The organism is Amycolatopsis circi (genome assembly GCF_003385235.1).
Classification (GTDB): domain Bacteria; phylum Actinomycetota; class Actinomycetes; order Mycobacteriales; family Pseudonocardiaceae; genus Amycolatopsis; species Amycolatopsis circi.
On record NZ_PQIA01000010.1, the window covers coordinates 23,784 to 42,033 of the forward strand.

The 18,250-nt window shown below is 70.2% G+C and carries 10 protein-coding genes and 1 pseudogene; 2 read left to right on the plus strand and 9 right to left on the minus strand.

Annotation, left to right across the window (positions count from 1 at the left end):
- Positions 1-54: 54 nt before the first annotated feature.
- Positions 55-615: an isochorismatase family protein gene (locus D0D37_RS04895; protein WP_116199310.1), complete on the minus strand. Its 561-nt coding sequence runs from the start codon at positions 613-615 to the stop codon at positions 55-57.
- A 64-nt stretch (positions 616-679) separates the two neighbouring features.
- Complete coding sequence (locus D0D37_RS04900; RefSeq protein WP_244223393.1) at positions 680-1,204, minus strand: MarR family winged helix-turn-helix transcriptional regulator; 525 nt, start codon at positions 1,202-1,204, stop codon at positions 680-682.
- Positions 1,205-1,283: 79 nt separating this feature from the next.
- Between D0D37_RS04900 and D0D37_RS04905 the strand changes: the two genes are divergently transcribed.
- Positions 1,284-2,105 (plus strand): oxidoreductase, encoded by an 822-nt coding sequence (locus tag D0D37_RS04905; RefSeq protein ID WP_116199311.1) that lies wholly within the window; start codon positions 1,284-1,286, stop codon positions 2,103-2,105.
- Positions 2,106-2,134: 29 nt separating this feature from the next.
- On the opposite strand, the gene D0D37_RS04910 is transcribed toward D0D37_RS04905, so the two are convergent.
- From D0D37_RS04910 to D0D37_RS04920, 3 genes and pseudogenes are all read right to left on the minus strand, one after another.
- Entirely contained in the window at positions 2,135-3,628 is a 1,494-nt protein-coding gene (locus D0D37_RS04910) for a S1C family serine protease (RefSeq protein WP_116199312.1), read from the minus strand.
- A gap of 215 nt (positions 3,629-3,843) precedes the next feature.
- A pseudogene (locus tag D0D37_RS04915) lies at positions 3,844-4,668 on the minus strand (glycoside hydrolase family 16 protein); the annotation flags it as partial.
- Between the two features lie 205 nt (positions 4,669-4,873).
- On the minus strand, positions 4,874-8,995 hold the full coding sequence (locus tag D0D37_RS04920; RefSeq protein ID WP_162834081.1) for a S8 family serine peptidase: 4,122 nt from the start codon (positions 8,993-8,995) through the stop codon (positions 4,874-4,876).
- An 86-nt stretch (positions 8,996-9,081) separates the two neighbouring features.
- Here D0D37_RS04920 and D0D37_RS04925 point away from each other — a divergent pair, with 86 nt between their 5' ends.
- On the plus strand, positions 9,082-10,080 hold the full coding sequence (locus tag D0D37_RS04925) for a helix-turn-helix domain-containing protein (protein WP_116199315.1): 999 nt from the start codon (positions 9,082-9,084) through the stop codon (positions 10,078-10,080).
- Between the two features lie 399 nt (positions 10,081-10,479).
- On the opposite strand, the gene glgB is transcribed toward D0D37_RS04925, so the two are convergent.
- The 4 genes from glgB to D0D37_RS04945 form a co-directional block, all read right to left on the minus strand.
- Positions 10,480-12,681, minus strand: a complete 2,202-nt coding sequence (gene glgB, locus D0D37_RS04930) for a 1,4-alpha-glucan branching protein GlgB (RefSeq protein WP_116199316.1) — start codon at positions 12,679-12,681, stop codon at positions 10,480-10,482.
- A gap of 6 nt (positions 12,682-12,687) precedes the next feature.
- Positions 12,688-14,082, minus strand: a complete 1,395-nt coding sequence (locus D0D37_RS04935) for a maltokinase N-terminal cap-like domain-containing protein (RefSeq protein WP_116199317.1) — start codon at positions 14,080-14,082, stop codon at positions 12,688-12,690.
- Position 14,083: 1 nt separating this feature from the next.
- The gene (gene treS / locus D0D37_RS04940) at positions 14,084-15,877 is read right to left on the minus strand and encodes a maltose alpha-D-glucosyltransferase (protein ID WP_116199318.1); all 1,794 of its coding nucleotides are present in this window, start codon (positions 15,875-15,877) and stop codon (positions 14,084-14,086) included.
- A gap of 99 nt (positions 15,878-15,976) precedes the next feature.
- A complete protein-coding gene (locus D0D37_RS04945) occupies positions 15,977-17,956 on the minus strand; it encodes an alpha-1,4-glucan--maltose-1-phosphate maltosyltransferase (RefSeq protein WP_116199319.1) in 1,980 nt (659 codons plus the stop codon).
- Positions 17,957-18,250: the final 294 nt, after the last annotated feature.

Genomic DNA, 18,250 nt, shown 5'->3' on the forward strand with positions numbered 1-18,250 from the left:
CTGGGCCGCGCGGCTCCAGCTCCAGGCGACGACCTCACGCCCCGAGCGAAACCATCACGCCCCGGGTTTGAAGGCGACCTCCTCCGTCGAGACCGTTCCCGCGGTGCGGCCGGGGGCGGTCTGGTGGTTCCAGTACAGGTTCGTGTGCGCGATGACCTGCGCCGGCGGCGGTGCTCCCCACTTGGTGAGGTCGTCCGTCGTGTGGGCGTCGCTCACCAAGGTCGCGTCGTAGCCTCGGGCGAAGGCGCCGTGCAGGGTGGAGCGGACGCAGGCGTCCGTCTGGGCTCCGCTCACCACCAGGCTGCCTACCCGCAAATCGGCGAGGACTGACTCCAGGGTGGTGTCTTCGAAGGAGTCCCCGTAGAGCTTCTCCACCAAGGGCTCGGCGGGCGAGCGCGTCAGCTCCGGGACCAGGTCCCATTCGGGGCTGCCCTTCCGCAGCTCCTCGTTGGCGTGCTGCACCCACACCACCGGGACCTCGGCTTGCCGTGCTTTCTCGACCAGCGCGGCCACGTTCGCCACGACCTTGTCCCGCTCGTGCGCCTCTTCGACGACGCCGTTCTGCACGTCGACGACCAGCAGTGCGGTGTTCGGGCGGTCGTTGAGAGTGGTCATCGGATCTCCCCTCCAGTCAGGTACCGCTCACGCTAGCCCCGACCACCGACAAAAAACTGCGAAGTCACTCCGGCCGGAGAGCATCGTGCGGGGAGGACGGGCCGAACTCGGTCTCGAAGCGGGTCAGCAGGCGGGCCAAGAGGGCGTTCAGCTCGGACAGGCTGTCCGCGCCCAGGGCCGACGTGAACAGGGCTTGCTCGCGTTCAGTGCGTTTTTTTGTGGCGGCGGCCCAGCGGGCTCGGCCTTTGCGGGTCAGCCGGATCGGGCGGCTTCGGCCGTCGGCGGTCGCGGTGACGCGTTCTACCAGGCCGGCTCGTTCCAGGCGGTCGATGCGGACGGTGACGGTGCCGGAGGTGACGCCCAGGCGGTCGCCCAGTTCTTTCGGCGTCAGCACCGCCGCACGGCCGGACCGGTGCAAAACCGACAGCGCCTGCCAATCCCCCGTGCTGAAGCCGTATTCCTCCGCGACGCCGCGCAGCACCTGTTCGAACTGCCGCGACAGGCGGCCGATCCGCTGCCGGGCCGCTTCGACCTGCTCGTCCACGCCGTCCGGCATCACGGCCAGCCACGCGGACAGGCCCTCCCCCACTGAGTCCAACTGGACACTCCCTCGAAGTTCAAGGTAGTTTGGTTTGAGTATCAAGGTACCTGGTCCTGGGGAGGTCCGCATGTCCGGACGCGTATGGTTCATCACGGGAGCGAGCAGCGGGTTCGGCCGCGTGCTCGCGGAAACCGTGCTGGCGCGCGGCGAAAAGGTCGTGGCCACGGCTCGCGACACGAGTGCGCTCAAAGAGTTGGATACCTTCACGACGAGGTTGGACGTCACGGATCCGGCGTCGGTGGAAGCGGCGGTGAGCGCGGCGATCGGCGAGTACGGGCGGATCGACGTGCTGGTCAACAACGCGGGGCGCGGGCTGGTCGGCGCCCTCGAAGAACTCACCGACGCGCAGACGCGGCAGGTGCTCGAGACCAACGTCTTCGGCGTCCTCAACGTCACCCGCGCGGTGTTGCCGCATCTGCGGGCGCAGCGCAGCGGGCACATCGTGCAGTTGTCGTCGGTCGGCGGAGTGGTCGGGAACCCGGGGCACGCGCTGTACGCGACGTCGAAATTCGCGCTGGAGGGGATGTCCGAGGCGCTCGCCGGGGAAGTGGCGCCGCTCGGGATCCGGGTGAGCCTGGTGGAACCGGGACCGTTCCGGACGGATTTCGCCGGGCGGTCGATGACGTTTGCCGAACCCATCGACGACTACCGGGAAACCCCGGCGGGCCTGCTGCGCCAACGCTTTTCCGCTCAGGACGGCGCGCAGCCGAACGATCCGGCGAAGGCCGCCGAGGCCATCCTCAAGCTGGTCGACACTCCGGACGCGCCGCTGCGGCTGCCGCTCGGGCCCGAGGCGGTGAACCGGATCCGGGCGAAGCTCGAGCAGCAGCTCGCCGATCTCGCGGCGTGGGAGGAAGTTTCGCTGGACACGCGTTATCCGGACGACTGATCAGCCAGCCGTCCGGATAACCCGGCACGTCAGCCCACCGGGCCTTCGGCGGGCACGACGGTGACGTTCTGCTGCTGACCGGTCTGGTCGACGACGGTCACCGTCAGCTTGTCGCCCGGGTGGTGCTGGTCCATCAGGGTGGTCAGCGTGGTGGGCGAGTCGACTGCTTTGCCGTCCACCGCGGTGATCACGTCGCCCGCCGCCAGGCCCGCCTTCGCGGCCGCGCCGTCCGGGACGACCTGCTGGATCGCCGCGCCTGAGCCGGATCCGCCCTGTTGCTGCTGCTGCTGTTGTTGTTGCTGCTGTCCGGCATCGCTGACGGTCACGCCCAGGAACGCGCTCTTTCCGATGTGGACAGTGTCGGAGCCGGTGCCGCCGACGATCTGGTGCGCGAGGGAGATCGCCTGGTTGACCGGGATCGCGAAGCCCTGGTTCCCGCTGGAACCCTGCGAGCCGTTGCCCTGGGACCCGGTGCCCTGCGAGCCATCACCCTGCGAGTCGCCCTGGGAGTTGTCGCCGGGGAAGCCGTTGCCGAGCCCGCCGTGGCTGCGCCGTCCGCCGCCGCCGTTGAACTGGTATCCGGCCGAGGCCGCGGTGTCCATGCCGACGACCTGGCCCTGCGCGTTCACGAGCGGGCCGCCGGAATCGCCGGACTGGATGTTGGCGTCGACCTGGATCAGGTCCTTCAGCTGCTCGGACGAGCTGTTCGATTCGTCGGACGCGGTGATCGACTGGTTCAGCGCGGTCACCCGGCCGCCCGCTGGGATCGGCGCTCCCCCGGCGCCACCCGCGTTGCCGAGGCCGACGACCGCGTCGCCGACCTTGACCGACGACGAGTCGCCGAGCGCTTCGGTGGCCAGCCCGGACGCGTCGGCCAGCTTGAGCACCGCGACGTCGTGGCTGCGGTCGTAGCCGAGCACGGACGCGGTGTACGTCTGGCCGTTGCCGATGTCGGTCACCTTGATGCTGGTCGCGCCCTCGACGACGTGGTTGTTCGTGAGCACCTCGCCGTCGGCGGTGAGCACGATGCCGGTGCCCGCCGCAGCGGCGCCCTGGTAACCCAGCTCGGTGTTGATGTTGACGATGCCCGCGCTGACCTTCTTCGCGATCGCCTGCGGGTCGATCGCCGTGTTCGACGGGTTGGTCTGGTTGCCGATCGAGCCGAAGTTCTGGTTCCCGGCGACGCCGAGCGGCGCGGACGGCGTCCACACGAAGTGCCCGACCCCAAGCCCGACCGCGACCGCGACCGCCATCGCGCCGACCGTGACGGCCGCGGTCCGCAACGGGTGGCTGGCCCGCTGCGGCCGGTGATACGGCGTCGCGAACTGCTGCGTCGGATGCGGCTGACCGGCGTACTGGCCGCCGGGCTGCGGGCCGTACACGCCGGGCGGCGGGGCGCCCCAAGCCTGCTGCTGTCCCCAGCCCTGCTGGTACGGCTGCTCCGCTCCCGGCGAGTAGGGATACGCCTGTCCGCCGTAGCCGGGCTGTCCCTGGTCCTGCCCGCCGCGCTCCTGCTCGTTCATGGTCCGCTCCTGCGTCTCGTGACCCTCCGCCAGCTCAGCAAACACCCGGTACCTGAGATTTTCCTTGCCGTCGTCCGTGCGGAAGCTGTGTACCCGCCCGGCGGCGCCCGCCAACCCGGAAAAGCCCCGCCCGGCTCAGAAAGGGCTGAGCCGGGCGGGGCCCGCGGAGACCGCGCCGTCTCCGCCCGCCGGGGTTCCGGCGGCGAGGGCGGTCAGCTCACGTGCACGTAGTCGACCACCAGCTGTTGCGGGAACTGGGTGTCGCCGTCCGGGTCGCCCGGCCAGTCGCCGCCCACCGCGAGGTTGAGGATCAGGTAGAACGGGTGGTCGTAGACCCATTTCTTGCCGTTCAGGTCCGCCGGCGTGCGGGTCTGGTAGGCCTGTCCGTCGACCAGCCAGACGATCTTGTCCGGCGACCAGTCGACGGCGTAAGTGTGGAAATCGTCGGAGAAGTTCGGGCCGTTGAACGCCGCGCCGATGCCGCCCGCACCCGAGTAGCCGGGGCCGTGGATGGTGCCGTGCACGGTGTTCGGCTCCTTGCCGATGTTCTCCATCACATCGATCTCGCCGTCGTCCGGCCACTGCCCGCCGCCGAGCATCCAGAACGCCGGCCACATGCCTTGCCCGCGCGGCAGTTTCATCCGGACTTCCATGTGCCCGTACGCCTGGCTGAACTTGCCCGCGGTGTTGAGCCGCGCCGAGGTGTACTGGCACGCGCCGTACCAGCAGTTATTGCCGGAGTTCTCTTTCCTCGCGGTGATCACGAGGTGGCCCTGGCCGTCGAGCGCGCCGTTCGCCGCGCCCGAGGTGTACCACTGCCGTTCGTGGTTGTTTCCGTTGTTGTCGCCGGTTTCGTAGGTCCACTTGCTCCCGTCGGCGGGCGAGCCGGCCGGGCCGTCGAAGTCGTCGGAGACCCCGGCGGCCGGAGCGGCGGCGGGGGCGGCGTTCCCCGCGGGCGTCAGCGCGACCGCACTGGCGACGGCGAGCGCCGCGGGGATCGCGAGCAGCCGCCAGCGGGAGGAGGTGTGCGTGGACGTCATCGGCATCCCTCAATCACTCGAGGGGCGGCCTGGCGGCGCCACCCCGGGTTTGTTGTGGATGGCAACAAAGTATGCCCACCGGTCCCTTCACCGGCAAGACGTTCCGTGGGTCATTTTCCGACCGGAGCCGGGAAAGGTGCTGCGGGAGGAGTTCCGGGCAACGCCGGATGACCGGACGGGCAAGCGGTCCGGTCATCCGGCCGGTTCAGTACCGGAACTGCTGCAGCTGCCGTCCGTCCGCCGACGGCGCCCAGCCGATACGGCTGGCCGGGTCGAGCTGGGCCGAACGCTCGGTCAGCGGGTCGTACTCGCCGCCGAACGGACCGGTCACGAAGTTCAGGCCCGGCACCACCGCCACCGGTTTCCCGGCGGCGAGGTCCACAACGGCGAACTGGCTCGTCGCGTTGTTGTCGGTGACGACGCCGCCGACCTTGCCGAACTGCGACAGCACCGGCGGGGTCCGGAACGCCTCCAACCCCAGGTGGTGCACGCCGTCGACGGCCAGGAACCCGCCCTTCTGCTCGCGCACGCCGATCGTGCCCGCCGACGCCAGCGTTGCCTCGTCGACCGACACCAGCGACGACGTGCCGACGATGTTGAGGCTGATCGCGCGGTACTCCGACTGGTAGATCCGCCCGGCTCCGGAGTCGACCGCGAGCCCGGTCGCGCAGCCGCTGCCGCCGTCCGCCCGCCGGACTTCTCCGGAGTTCAGGTCGACGCGAGCCACCGGACCGGTGCCGCCGATGAAGCAGATCAGGCTGCCGTTGGCCCGGCTCAGGTAGACGAATCCGTTCGCCGGGTCGAGGTCGAGCATCCGGTACGCGCCTGCTCCCACGCCCGGCGGATCGGCGGGCACTGGCTTGCCGAACGTGCCGGTGGCGAGGTCGAGCGGCAGCACCGCGTCGGCGTCGTCACCGTCGTGGTGCGCCAGGAGCGCGGCGCGGTGTCGCACGGGATCCACGCGGCCGCCGTCGAGCGAATACCCGGTTGCGGAGGCACTGGTGACGAGTTTGCCCGACGCCGTGTCGTAAGTCTCCACAGTGGACTGATCGCCGCCGAAGTGCAGCAGTGCCAAGCGATGTGCGTCCGGATCAACGCCGAGCACCTGGTATCCGCGGTCTGGCGACGCGTCGCTGGCGAGGGCCCGGCCGTAGGTGCCCTTGGCGGCGTCGTACTCCCGCACCGACTCCCCCGCGCCGGGTTCGCGCAGCGCGACGTACGACGTTCCGGCGGCCGAAGCAGCGAAGCTCGTCACCACAGTGTCGCCGGGTGCGAGGCCGTCGTCGACGGTGAGGAACGACGTCGGCGAGGCCTGGCCGAGGATCCGCCCGTGCGCGTCGGTCGCGAAGACCCGGACGTTGTAGGCCAGCGAGCCGCCTAGTCCGAGCTTGCCCGCGTCCAGAGCGGCGGTGCCGTTGCGTCCGGGAAGCTGTTGGTACGCAACCGATCCAGCACTCGGTCCGCCCGCGTCCCGGCTGTCGCCGTTCGCGTTCGTCACGGTGTTGAGCGACTTGAACAACGTCGGCGCGGGTGCGGAGAACTCGACTGCCGCGCCGGTCGCGCCGCGAATGCCGCGGACGTCGTAGCCGACCGAGAATCCTGGTGCGGCGCGGGTGATCTCGGCGTGGTGCCCGGTGCCGAGAATGGGCGCGTCCGGTCGTTGTCCGGCGTCGCCGCCTACGCGAACCGCGGTGAACTCGCCGTACACCGGATCGCCGACGCTGCCGGTGACCGAGCGTTGCACGATCCCGATGCCGTAGATCCCGCTGCCGGAGGCGAATGCCGTGGCTGGCACCAAAACGTCGCCGGACGTCGCGGTCATCGGCGCGGTGAACGTGGTGCCGAACAGCGGGGCGCTGACCGGGCTCCAGTGGCCGAGCGTCGACACGACCAGCTGCGGGTTCGACAGGTTGCGGACGCCGGTGAGGTCGTAGTGCACGCTGGTTGACTGTCCGCTGTGGACAGCCGCGGGCGCGACCGGCGCTTGCGCTTCGGCGTAGGTGCCGTCGGTCGGGCCGAAGGTCAGTGTGCGGGTGGCTGACGCGATCGGCCAGCCGCCGATGCGGACTTCGAAGGTGACCGGCACGTTTCGGTCCGTCGTTGCTGCCACTGGCATTCCGGCGGCAGTCAGGAGTTCGGTCGGGCTCAGCCGGACCGCGGGTACCGCTGAACGGAACTCCTTGCCGCCGACCTTCAACGCGTACGACGCACCTGGCGGCGCACCCACCACGTCGGCTCCGATCGTGACCGGGCCGACCAGACCTTCGCCGGTGCCCTTCGTGGCGAGGTCGATCCGGCCGTCGGGCGCCTCTTCCAGGAACGAAGCGCCGAGACCGCCCGTGGTCACCCGGTGTGCGACCGAAACCCGCGCGATCGCCGGAGAAGCGTGGACGCCGAGCACCGACTGGAGAGCGGCGGTCACGTCGAGCTGCGGTCCGACGGTCACCGGCCGGTCCGCCTGCGGCGGGGTCGACACCGGTCGCGCTGAACGCGTCAGGACGTTCCGGACGTCGAGCGGGTTCATCGGACGGCCGCTCAGTTTCGCCGCTTGGAGCACGATGGCGGCTGCTGCGGCGGTCATCGGCGCGGACGCCGAGGTGCCGCCATTGAGCACCGGAGCCACGTCGTGGGCGGAGCCGTGCACGGGGTGCTGGTAGACGAGAATTCCGTCGCTGGGCGCGGAAATGTTCACCCGCGAACCGAAGCCGGACGAGTAAGCCGCACCGCCGTTGAAGCGGGTCGTGGCATACGTCGGGTTGTGCGCGGCCGGAGTGCCTGATCGCTGCGGCACCGAGAGGGTGTCGTCCAAGGTCGTGCCGCCGACGGCGATCGCGCCGCTGTCGAGGACCTTGGTGGGCGTCGTGGAGTACGCGTCGTCGTCGATGTCGGTGGTGTCACCGGCATTGCGGGCGACGTCGGTGGGCGTGCTGCCGCCGTCCGGGCCGACCGCGGCGGGCGTGTAGAGCCGGGTCCCGTCGTTGGCCGAGATGGTGACGACGATGTGGTACTGGTGCACGATCGTGCTGACGACGGACTGCAGCACCGGATCGTCTTCCAGATACCGGCCAGGGAAGCCGACGGTGTCGGTGCCTTCGCCGAGGCTCGCCGTGATCACGTTCGGCCGCGGCGTCTGGCGGGCGGCGGCCAGCAGCGAGACCGCGATCTGGTCGACGGTCGGCTCCTGCGGCACGACGAGCCGGTACTGCGCGCCCGGCGCGATTCCCAGCAGGTCCGTGTAGCCGGAACCGGCCGCGCCGGGCCGTTGCGCGTCGTGCGGGAGCGGGGCCATCACGCCGAAGTCGAGCAGCACCTCGCCGAGCGCCGGGTCCTGGCCTTCCGCCGAACCGAGCGGGTCCAGACGGCCGGACGGGCTCGCCGTGTAGGTCGGGATCAGCGGCATGGACGGAAGATCGAGGTAGCGCTGGCCGTCGCGCACGATCGTCGTCGGGCCGTAGGTGCGGACGTACTCGTCGCCCGCGTCGGCCATGCCCTGGTCGGTCAGGTCGCCGATGGAGACGTTGGTGATGATCTGGCCGGAGCCGGGCAGCTGGCCGTACTTCGACTTCAGCAGGCTGTACGCGCCGAGTGCGTTGGTGCCGCCAGCGTTGAGGTAGCTCTCGGCCGACGAGCTGACGCCGTAATTGTCCGGCAGCGGCGCGGGCGGTTTGGCCTGCGCCTGCTTCTGCTGCGCGGCTTGGACGGACGGCTGTGGCACCGGGACTGGACCGGTCGACATCGCCGAGACGCGCCGGTTCACGCGGGCGCTCACTACGCCGGGCGTCTTCGACAGCATCCGCGCGGCTTCGTCTGCATCGGTGCCGCGAAGGTGGACCAGGACGGTCTTCGAAAGCGCGGGAACATCGGTGGCGTCGGGGAAAACGGGCTCGACCGAGGTCGCTCCGACATCGGCGAGCGTGGCGTTGACAACGTTGTCGGAAGTGCGAGCAGCCCGCTTGCCCGCCGCGATTGGCGGGCCCGTCACGGACGTCGCCGGTGCTAGCTGCAGGACGACGTCGTTGGGTTGCTGCCGCGTGAAGGCGGCTCGTACCGCGTCGTCAGTCGGGGCGAAATCGCCGAGCGCGGACGTGCCTTGAGCAAGGGGCAGCACGGTTTTCGCGACGGTCTTGCCGTGGGCGTCGGTGCGGGTCGCGGTGCCGTCGGCGGCGAGCGTGATCGCTCCCCCGTCCGGCATCGCGACATGTCTGGACGATGGCTGATCCGGTGGCGCCGCGGCGGAAGCCGGAGCCGCGGCGAGGCCGCACAGCGTCACCGCGGCGGTGGCCAAAGCAACGAGGATGCGCGGCGAGGACGTTCGGGCGCGAGACACAGCGCCCCCTTTCGGGGTCGGGGGGACGGGGGTCAGTGGTCGGATCAATTTCCCAGCCCGCGACGGCGTGGCGCAAGATAGCCACCATGACCAATAGTCGCCAGGTGGCCGATTCACGCCAGGCCGCGCCGGATTTGTCCGCGCTCGGCCTGCCGCCGGCGGACATCCGGGTCTATACCGCGCTTGTCGGACATCCGCGCACCCGAGCCGCGGACGTGGCCGAGCAATGCGGCCTGTCCGCGCAGCAGGTGTCGCGTGCGCTTTCCCGGTTGACCGCCGCGGGATTGGCCAGTCGCGTGCCCGGACGCCCGGCGCGTTATCTCGCCGCGCCGCCCGATCTCGCGCTCGGCGCACTGGCGGCGGAACGTGCCGCCGAACTCCGCGAGGCACGAGCGAAAATCGAAGAGCTGATGGAAGTGCACCGCGAGGCGAGCCGGTTCACGCATCCGGCGGAACTGGTCGAGGTGGTCACCGGGACGGAGAACATCGACAGCCGCGTGCTGCGGTTGCAGGAGGAAGCCCGGACACAGATCCGAGGTTTCGACCGGCCGCCGTACGTCAAGCCGCCCGGCGCGAACCTCGGCGAGGAACAACGGCGGTTGAAAGCGGGCATCGCTTATCGGGTGATTTACGCGCAAGCCGCCATCGCCGTGCCGGGCCGGTTGCAGGGCGACATCCTGGCCAGCCACGGCGAACGGTCGCGGGTGCGGCCGACGCTGCCGATCAAGATGGTGATGGCGGACGAGAAAGTCGCGGTGATCCCGATCAGCTCGTCGCCGCACGTCGTGGATGCCGCGTACATCATCCACGCGTCGGCGTTGCTGGACGCGCTGGTCACGCTCTTCGAGGCGGAGTGGGATCGCGCGGTGCCGATCACCCGGGCGCTGACCGGTGTCGATCGGGATCCGGACACTGCCACGCTGCTCACGCTGCTGGCGTCCGGGCAGACCGACGCCGGGATCGCCCGTGCGCTCGGGTGGAGTGCGCGGACGACGCAACGCCGGGTCCAGCGGTTGATGACCGAACTGAACGCGACGACCCGGTTTCAGGCCGGGATGAACGCGGTGGCCCGCGGGTTGTTGTGACGAAGTCCGTGAGGGTTCCCCTCACGGACTTCAGCGGCGGCGGGAGTCCGTGAGGGCCACCTTCACGAACCTTCAACCGCGGCGAGAGTCCGTGAGGGGAACCTTCACGGACTCTGAGTCCCTCAGGGTTCCCCTCACGGACCTTGGTGCGGTGGGGCACCCCGAAGCCCATTGTGCTGACGGTCTGGGGTTGCTTGTCAAGGCGGGAAAGATGCCTTGACAAGCAACCCCAGACCGCAGGGAGGCTTCGTATCGGGGTGCAGGGCAGGGGCTGGGTGCCTCGATAGTTGGGTGCGCGGGTGGAGGTTGGGGCGTGGTCCGTGAAGGGGCCCTTCACGGACCACAGCGGCGGTGCGCGGGGCGGCGGTGGCGATGCGCGGAGTGGCGACGGGTCAAGCATCAGTCCTCAGTGGACGGACGTTCCTCCAGCAGCCACAACACCCCGCTCGGCGGCAGCTGCAGCACCGCCGACGCCGGTTGCCCGTGCCACGGCTCCTCGGTCGCCTCCACCGCGCCCAGGTTCCCTACTCCCGAACCGCCGAAGGACTCCGCGTCCGTGTTCAGCGCCTCGATCCACCGGCCCGCGGACGGAAGCCCCACCCGGTAGTCTCGGTGCGGGACCCCGGCGAAGTTCGCGACGCAGGCCAGCCGCGAGCCGTCCGCGCCCAGGCGCAGGAAGCTCAGCACGTTCCCGGCCGAGTCGTTCGCGTCGATCCAGCGGAATCCCTCGGGCCGGACGTCGCCGCTGAACAGCGCGGCGGTGTCGCGGTAGATCGCGTTCAGCTGCCGGATCAGGTCGCGCACTCCGCGGTGCAGCGGCGTTTCCAGCAGGTGCCAGTCCAGCGACCGCGACTCCGACCATTCGCGCGGCTGGCCGAATTCGCCGCCCATGAACAGCAGCTGCTTGCCCGGATGCGCCCACATGAACGCCAGCAGCGCGCGCAGCCCGGCGGCCTTGTTCCAGTCGTCGCCCGGCATCCGTTCCCACAGCGAACCCTTGCCGTGCACCACTTCGTCGTGCGAGAGCGGCAGGACGAAGTTCTCGCTCCACGCGTACACGAGCGAGAAGGTCATCTCGTTGTGGTGGTACGCCCGGTGGATCGGCTCGTGCGACAGATACCGGAGCGTGTCGTGCATCCAGCCCATGTTCCATTTGAAGCCGAATCCCAGGCCGCCCAGATGCGTCGGGCGGGTGACGCCGGGCCACGCGGTGGATTCCTCGGCGACCATCACCACGCCGGGGTGTCGCTTGTAGACAGTCGCGTTCAGTTCCTGCAGAAACCTTACGGCGTCGAGGTTTTCCCGGCCGCCGTACTCGTTCGGCAGCCACTCGCCGTCCTTGCGCGAGTAGTCGAGGTACAGCATCGAGGCGACGGCGTCGACGCGCAGGCCGTCGAGGTGGAACTCCTCCAGCCAGAACAGCGCGTTCGCGACGAGGAAGTTGCGCACCTCGTTGCGGCCGAAGTTGAACACGAGCGTGCCCCAGTCCGGCTGCTCGCCGCGGCGCGGGTCCTCGTGCTCGTACAGCGGGCTGCCGTCGAACCGCGCCAGCGCCCAGATGTCGCGCGGGAAGTGCGCGGGCACCCAGTCCACGAGCACGCCGATGCCGCGCTGGTGCAGATGATCGACCAGGTACCGGAAGTCGTCCGGCGAACCGAAGCGCGACGTCGGCGCGTAGTACGAGGTGACCTGGTAGCCCCACGAGCCGCCGAACGGATGCTCGGCCACCGGCAGGAATTCGACGTGCGTGAAGCCGGTTTCCTCGACGTAGTCGGCCAATTGGTCGGCCATCTCGCGGTAGCCGAGCCCGGGCCGCCACGAGCCGAGGTGCACCTCGTACACGCTCATCGGCGCGTCCGCCCAGTCGGTCGCCTCGCGCCGGGCGATCCAGTCGTCGTCGCCCCAGGTGTACGACGATTCGGTCACCTTCGACGCGGTCGCGGGCGGCACCTCGGTGGCGAACGCCATCGGGTCGGCCTTCTCGTGCCAGTGCCCGTCCGCGCCGAGAATGCGGAATTTGTAGCAGCTGCCCGCGGAAACGCCCGGCACGAACAGCTCCCACACGCCCGACGACCCGAGCGAGCGCATCGGGTGGCCGCGGCCCTCCCACGCGTTGAAGTCGCCGATCACCCGCACGCCGCGCGCGGTCGGCGCCCACACCGCGAAGGACACGCCTTCGACGACGCCGTTCGGGGTGTCGTACCGGCGCACGTGCGCGCCCAGCACGTCCCACAGCCGTTCGTGCCGTCCTTCGCCGATGAGGTGCTGGTCCAGCTCCCCCACCGTCGGCAGCCAGCGGTACGGATCGTCAGTGAGCACAGTGTGGTTGTCGTAGCCGACTTCGATCCGGTAGTCGCCCGGATGTTCCGGCAGCTCCGCCGCGAACAGCGCGTCCGCCACGCGCTCCAGCGGGACGCGGCGCTCGCCCGCGACGACCGACACCGACGTCGCGCCCGGGCGCAGCGCGCGCACGACGATGTCGCCGCCGTCGGTGTGCACGCCGAGCACCGCGTGCGGGTCGTGGTGCTCGCCCGCCAGCAGCCGGTCGATGTCGAGCGGAGACGGCGCCGCCGAGGGCAGATCCGCGGGGACAGCGTTCACGGTGGGTCACTCGCTTCCGTCGGTGCTGCGGGCGATCGCCGCCAGGGGCACGCTCAGCCAGTCCGGCCGGTTCGCGTGCTCGTAGGCGACCTCGTACACCGCTTTGTCCAGTTCAAAGGCGCGGAGCAGGCCCGCGTGCGCCCGCGGGTCGCCGACCGGGCTGCCGGCGCGGGCGTACCCGGCGCAGAACGCGGCGCGGTTGCGCCGGGCCCATTCCATCGCGTGCCGGGTCACGTCCGCGTTCTCGGGCTGCCCGACGAGCCGCTGGTGCGCCGCGTAGTCGAACGACCGGAGCATGCCCGCGACGTCGCGCAGCGGCGAGCGCAGCGCGTGCCGCTCCGCGACCGGGGCGGCCGGTTCGCCTTCGAAGTCCAGCAACAGCCATCCGTTGACGGTACGCAGCACCTGGCCCAAGTGCAGATCGCCGTGGATGTACTGCATGACGATCGGCGATTCGTGCGCGCGCACCGTTTCGAACGCTTCGCGCAGCGCGGGCGCGTGCACCGCCAGCTCCGGGACCATTTCGGACACCTGGTCGAGGCGCTCGGTCATCGCGCGCACCGTGCGGTCCAGCTCGTCGCTGTCCGCGGGCTCGGTGCCGAGCGCGGTCGCCAGGTCCGCGTGCACCTCGGCCACCGCGGCGCCGAGCCGCTCGGCCTCGCCGGCGAAGTCGCCGCCCGCCTCGGCCGCGGCCTGGTCCGGATCGGCCAGCAGGTCCCGCACGCTCGTGGTCGCCATCGCCCAGCCGTCGACCGCGTCCGGCAGGAACTCCTGCAGCATCCCCATCGTCGCGGGTTCGTCGTGCAGTTCGCCGGAGATCGAGCCGACCACGCGGGCGATGTGCTTGCAGCCCGCGTCCTGCAGCGCGCGGTGCAGCAGCAGGTCCTTGTTCATCCCCGTGCTGAGCTTGCGGAACAGCTTGAGGATGTACTGCCCGCCGTACACCAGCGACGTGTTGCTCTGCTCCGCGGTGATCGGCCGCGAGCGCAGCCCGGGTTCGAGCGTCGCGTCCGGCTCCGCGGCGAACCGCAGCGGCCCGACGGACTCGCCCGCCGCCATCCGGTCGAGCAGCCCGGCGGTGAGGTCCGCGTCGCCGCTCGCCTCGTAGAACCGCTCGCCGAGCAGCGCGGTCGACGCCACCTCGGGAATCCCGGACCGGCGGCCGACCAGCAGCTGGTACGGCTCGGTGCGGTCGCCCTGCACCACGTCGACGACCGCGTGCACCAGCAGCGGATCCGGGCCCGCCAGCGCGGTGAGCCCGACCGGGCGGACCTCGTCGATCGGCCGGTCCTTGCCCGCGAACCAGCGCTGCGCGGGCAGCCAGTCCGGCAGCAGGGCGGTCAGCGCGCGGGACAGCTCGGGCAGTTCGGGCGGGGGACCGTGGTGCGACAGCGGACTCACCTCATTCTTCCGGCTCGAGCAACTGGAACCAGTAGAACCCGTGCCCGGGCAGCGTGAGCAGGTACGGCAGCTCGCCGATGTCCGGGAAGCGCACCCCGCCGGTCAGCTCGACCGGCGTCGCGCCGTGGTGCGCGGACAGGTCCAGCTCCACCGGCTGCGGGAAGCGGGACAGGTTGTTGACGCACACCACGACGTCCTCGCGGCCGTCCGGGCGCAGCCACCGGCGCTGGTAGGCGAGCACGCTCGGGTTCGAGCCGCCGAGGTCGGCGAAATCGCCCTGGCCGAACGCGTGGTGCTGCTTGCGCACCTCGATCATCCGGCGCGTCCAGTTCAGCAGCGACGACGCGTTGTCGGCCTGCGCCTCGACGTTCAGCGCCTGGTGCCCGTACACCGGGTCCATGATCACCGGCAGGTAGATGCGGCCGGGGTCGCAGGTGGAGAACCCGGCGTTGCGGTCCGGCGTCCACTGCATCGGCGTGCGGACCGCGTCCCGGTCGCCGAGCCAGATGTTGTCGCCCATGCCGATCTCGTCGCCGTAGTACAGCACCGGCGACCCGGGCAGCGACAGCAGCAGCGCGGTGAACAGCTCCTGCTGGTCGCGGTCGTTGTCCAGCAGCGGGGCCAGCCGGCGGCGGATGCCGATGTTGGCCTTCATCCGCGGGTCCTTGGCGTACTCGGAGTACATGTAGTCGCGCTCTTCGTCGCTGACCATCTCGAGCGTCAGCTCGTCGTGGTTGCGCAGGAAGATGCCCCATTGCGTGCCGGACGGGATCTGCGGCGTCTGCAGCAGGATCTCCGAGATCGGGAACCGCGACTCCCGGCGCACCGCCATGAAGATCCGCGGCATCAGCGGGAAGTGGAACGCCATGTGGCATTCGTCGCCGCCGGACTCCGCCTCGCCGAAGTACTCGACCACGTCGGTCGGCCACTGGTTCGCCTCGGCCAGCAGGATCCGGCCGGGGTACTCGTCGTCGACCACTTTCCGGCAGCGCTTGAGGAAATCGTGCGTGCGCGGCAGGTTCTCGCAGTTGGTGCCCTCCTGTTCGAACAGGTAGGGCACGGCGTCGAGGCGGAAGCCGTCGATGCCGATGTCGAGCCAGAACCGCAGCACGTCGATCATCGCGTCCTGCACGGCCGGGTTCTCGTAGTTGAGGTCCGGCTGGTGGGCGAAGAACCGGTGCCAGTAGAACTGGCCGCGCACCGGGTCGTAGGTCCAGTTCGACGTTTCGGTGTCCACGAAGATGATCCGCGCGTCGGCGTAGCGGGAATCGTCGTCGCTCCACACGTAGTAGTCGCCGTACGGGCCGTCCGGGTCCGAGCGCGACTGCTGGAACCACGGGTGCGCGTCGGACGTGTGGTTGAGCACCAGGTCGGTGATCACCCGGATGCCGCGCCGGTGCGCCTCGTCGAGCAGGTACACGAAGTCCTCGACGCTGCCGAATTCCGGCAGCACGGCACGGAAATCGCTGATGTCGTAGCCGCCGTCGCGCAGCGGCGAGGCGTAGAACGGCGGCAGCCACAGGCAGTCCACGCCGAGCCATTCGAGGTAGTCCAGCCTGCCCGCCAGCCCGCGCAGGTCGCCGGTGCCGTCGCCGTTCGAATCGGCGAACGCGCGCACCAGCACCTCGTAGAACACCGCGCTCTTGAACCATTCCGGGTCCTTCGGCGCCGCGTGCGCGTGCGCGAAGTCGTCCGCCTGCGGCTCGACCAGCATGCCGTCCGCGGTCACCGCTTCCCCGGTGTGCGGCACGTCCGCCAGTCCCGCCGCGGCGCCGGGCCGGCTGTCCTTGTCCATCCGTTCCACCTTGTCGTCAGTGCCTGTGCTGAATAGCGGTTATCCCGAACGGACCCGGGATAACCGCTCAGGGGGTTTCTTGTCCGGCGACCTGTCGGGTCAGGCCGCGAGCCTGCGGCGCAGCGCCACGATGTGCGCGACCGCCCGCCACGGTTCGAGCCGGACGAAGTTCGCCTGGCCCCAGTCCCACGTCTCGCCGGTGACCTCGTCGTGCGCGATGAGCCGCTCGGACCAGTCGAAGCCGAGCGCGGGCAGGTCGAGCCAGAGCGTGCCCTCGTGCGCTCCGTGCGGGTCGAGGTTCACCACCGTGACGACCGTGTCGCCGGTCGCCGGGTCCTGTTTGGAGTAGGCCAGCAGCGCTTCGCTGTCGACGTGGTGGAAGCGCAGCGACCGCATGCCCTGCAGCGCCGGGTGCGCGCGGCGGACGGCGTTGAGCCGGGTCAGCCACGGTTCGAGCGTACGGCCCTCGGCGAGCGCGCGGGCGAAATCGCGCGGGCGCAGCTGGTACTTCTCGGAGTCGAGGTACTCCTCGCTGCCCGGCCGCACCGCCTCGGATTCGAACAGCTCGTAGCCGGAGTACACGCCCCAGGTCGGCGCCATCGTCGCTGCGAGCGCGGCCCGCAGCGCGAACATGCCGGGACCGCCGTGCTGCAGCGATTCGTGGAGGATGTCGGGGGTGTTCACGAACAGGTTCGGCCTGCCGTGGTCCCAGTGCTCCACGAGGTCCGTGCCGAACTCGGTCAGCTCTTCTTTCGTGGTGCGCCAGGTGAAATACGTGTAGCTCTGGGTGAAGCCGAGCTTCGCCAGCCCCCACAGCCGGGCCGGACGGGTGAACGCCTCGGCGAGGAACAGCACGTCCGGGTGCGCGTCCTTCACCGACTGGATCAGCCACGCCCAGAAGTCCGGCGGCTTGGTGTGCGGGTTGTCGACCCGGAAGATCCGCACCCCGTGCGACACCCAGTGCAGCACGACGCGCAGCACCTCGTCGTAGATGCCGCGCGGGTCGTTGTCGAAGTTGACCGGGTAGATGTCCTGGTACTTCTTCGGCGGGTTCTCCGCGTACGCGATCGTGCCGTCCGGGCGGGTCGTGAAGAACTCCGGGTACTTGACCACCCACGGGTGATCCGGGGCGGCCTGCAGCGCCAAGTCGAGCGCGACCTCGAGGCCGAGTTCCTCCGCCCGCGCCACGAACGAGTCGAAGTCGTCGATCGTGCCCAGCTCCGGGTGGACCGCGTCGTGCCCGCCCTCGTCCGCGCCGATCGCCCACGGCGAGCCGACGTCGTCCGGCGTCGCGTCGAGAGTGTTGTTGGGGCCCTTGCGGTTCACCCGGCCGATGGGGTGCACCGGCGGCAGGTAGACGACGTCGAAGCCCATGCCCGCGACGCGGTCCAGCTCTCGCTCGGCGGTGGCGAAGGTGCCGTGCACGGCGCGGCCCTGCGCGTCGACCCCGCCGGTGGAACGCGGGAAGAATTCGTACCAGGAGCCGAAAGCGGCGCGCTTGCGGTCGACCCACAGCTTCAGCACGCGGCCCTTGGTGATCAGCTCGCGCACCGGGAAGTCGTGCATGAGCTGGCGGACCTCGGGCGAGAGCGCCGGCCCGACGCGCTCGGCGAGATCGCGTTCGCCGTCGCGCAGCGCGGCCGCGGCCCCGGCGAGCAGCGGGCGCTCGGCCCGGCGCTCCGGGCGGCGCGACACGCGGTCGAGCAGCCGCGCCCCGTTCTCCAGGTCGTTGGCCAGCTCGCCGGGCCCCTGTCCGGCGGCGATCTTCACCTCGACCGCGTGCTCCCAGGTGGCCCACGGATCGCTCCACGCGTCCACCCGATAGGTCCACATGCCTTCGGCGTCGGGCACGATCACCGCACCGAACCGGTCGAGCCCCCGGCCCTGTTCGGCCATCCGCGTTTGGCGCGCGGCGCGGTCGCCCGGACCGCGCCAGGCGACCGTCGCGGCGACGGCGTCGTGACCCTCCCGCCAGACCGTGGCGGTGACGGGGAAATGTTCGCCTGCAACGGCTTTGGCCGGATATCGGCCGCAGCTGACGATGGGTGCGACGTCGTCGATCCCGAGCCTGCCGGTCATGGCAATGCCCCTTTTTCACGGTGGGTGGGAGGGTGGTCGGAGTGTGCTTCCGCGAGCACGGTCAGTGTGCCTGATTCCTCCAAAGCCGTTGACAGCGGGGCCTTTTTCTGCAATTCCCGCCACCCGGTCGGGCGAAACGCGCCCATTCGGCGGAACTCCCGGACGCATTCCCGTCTCCCGCCCGCAACACGAGCGCCGAATTGCGTTAACAATCGGCGGCGCGTTCCGGTGATTACCCGCGAGTATCGGTGCGGGTCCGCCGTCGAGGTTTTCTTCGCGGTGGTGGTGTTCGGC

Coding starts and splice junctions, on each gene's coding strand:
- D0D37_RS04910 (WP_116199312.1), bottom strand. CDS start 3,628: ATGAACGAGCAGGAGCGCGGCGGGCAGGACCAGGGACAGCCCGGCTAC.
- treS (WP_116199318.1), bottom strand. CDS start 15,877: ATGGACAAGGACAGCCGGCCCGGCGCCGCGGCGGGACTGGCGGACGTG.
- D0D37_RS04945 (WP_116199319.1), bottom strand. CDS start 17,956: ATGACCGGCAGGCTCGGGATCGACGACGTCGCACCCATCGTCAGCTGC.
- D0D37_RS04925 (WP_116199315.1), top strand. CDS start 9,082: ATGACCAATAGTCGCCAGGTGGCCGATTCACGCCAGGCCGCGCCGGAT.
- D0D37_RS04895 (WP_116199310.1), bottom strand. CDS start 615: ATGACCACTCTCAACGACCGCCCGAACACCGCACTGCTGGTCGTCGAC.
- D0D37_RS04905 (WP_116199311.1), top strand. CDS start 1,284: ATGTCCGGACGCGTATGGTTCATCACGGGAGCGAGCAGCGGGTTCGGC.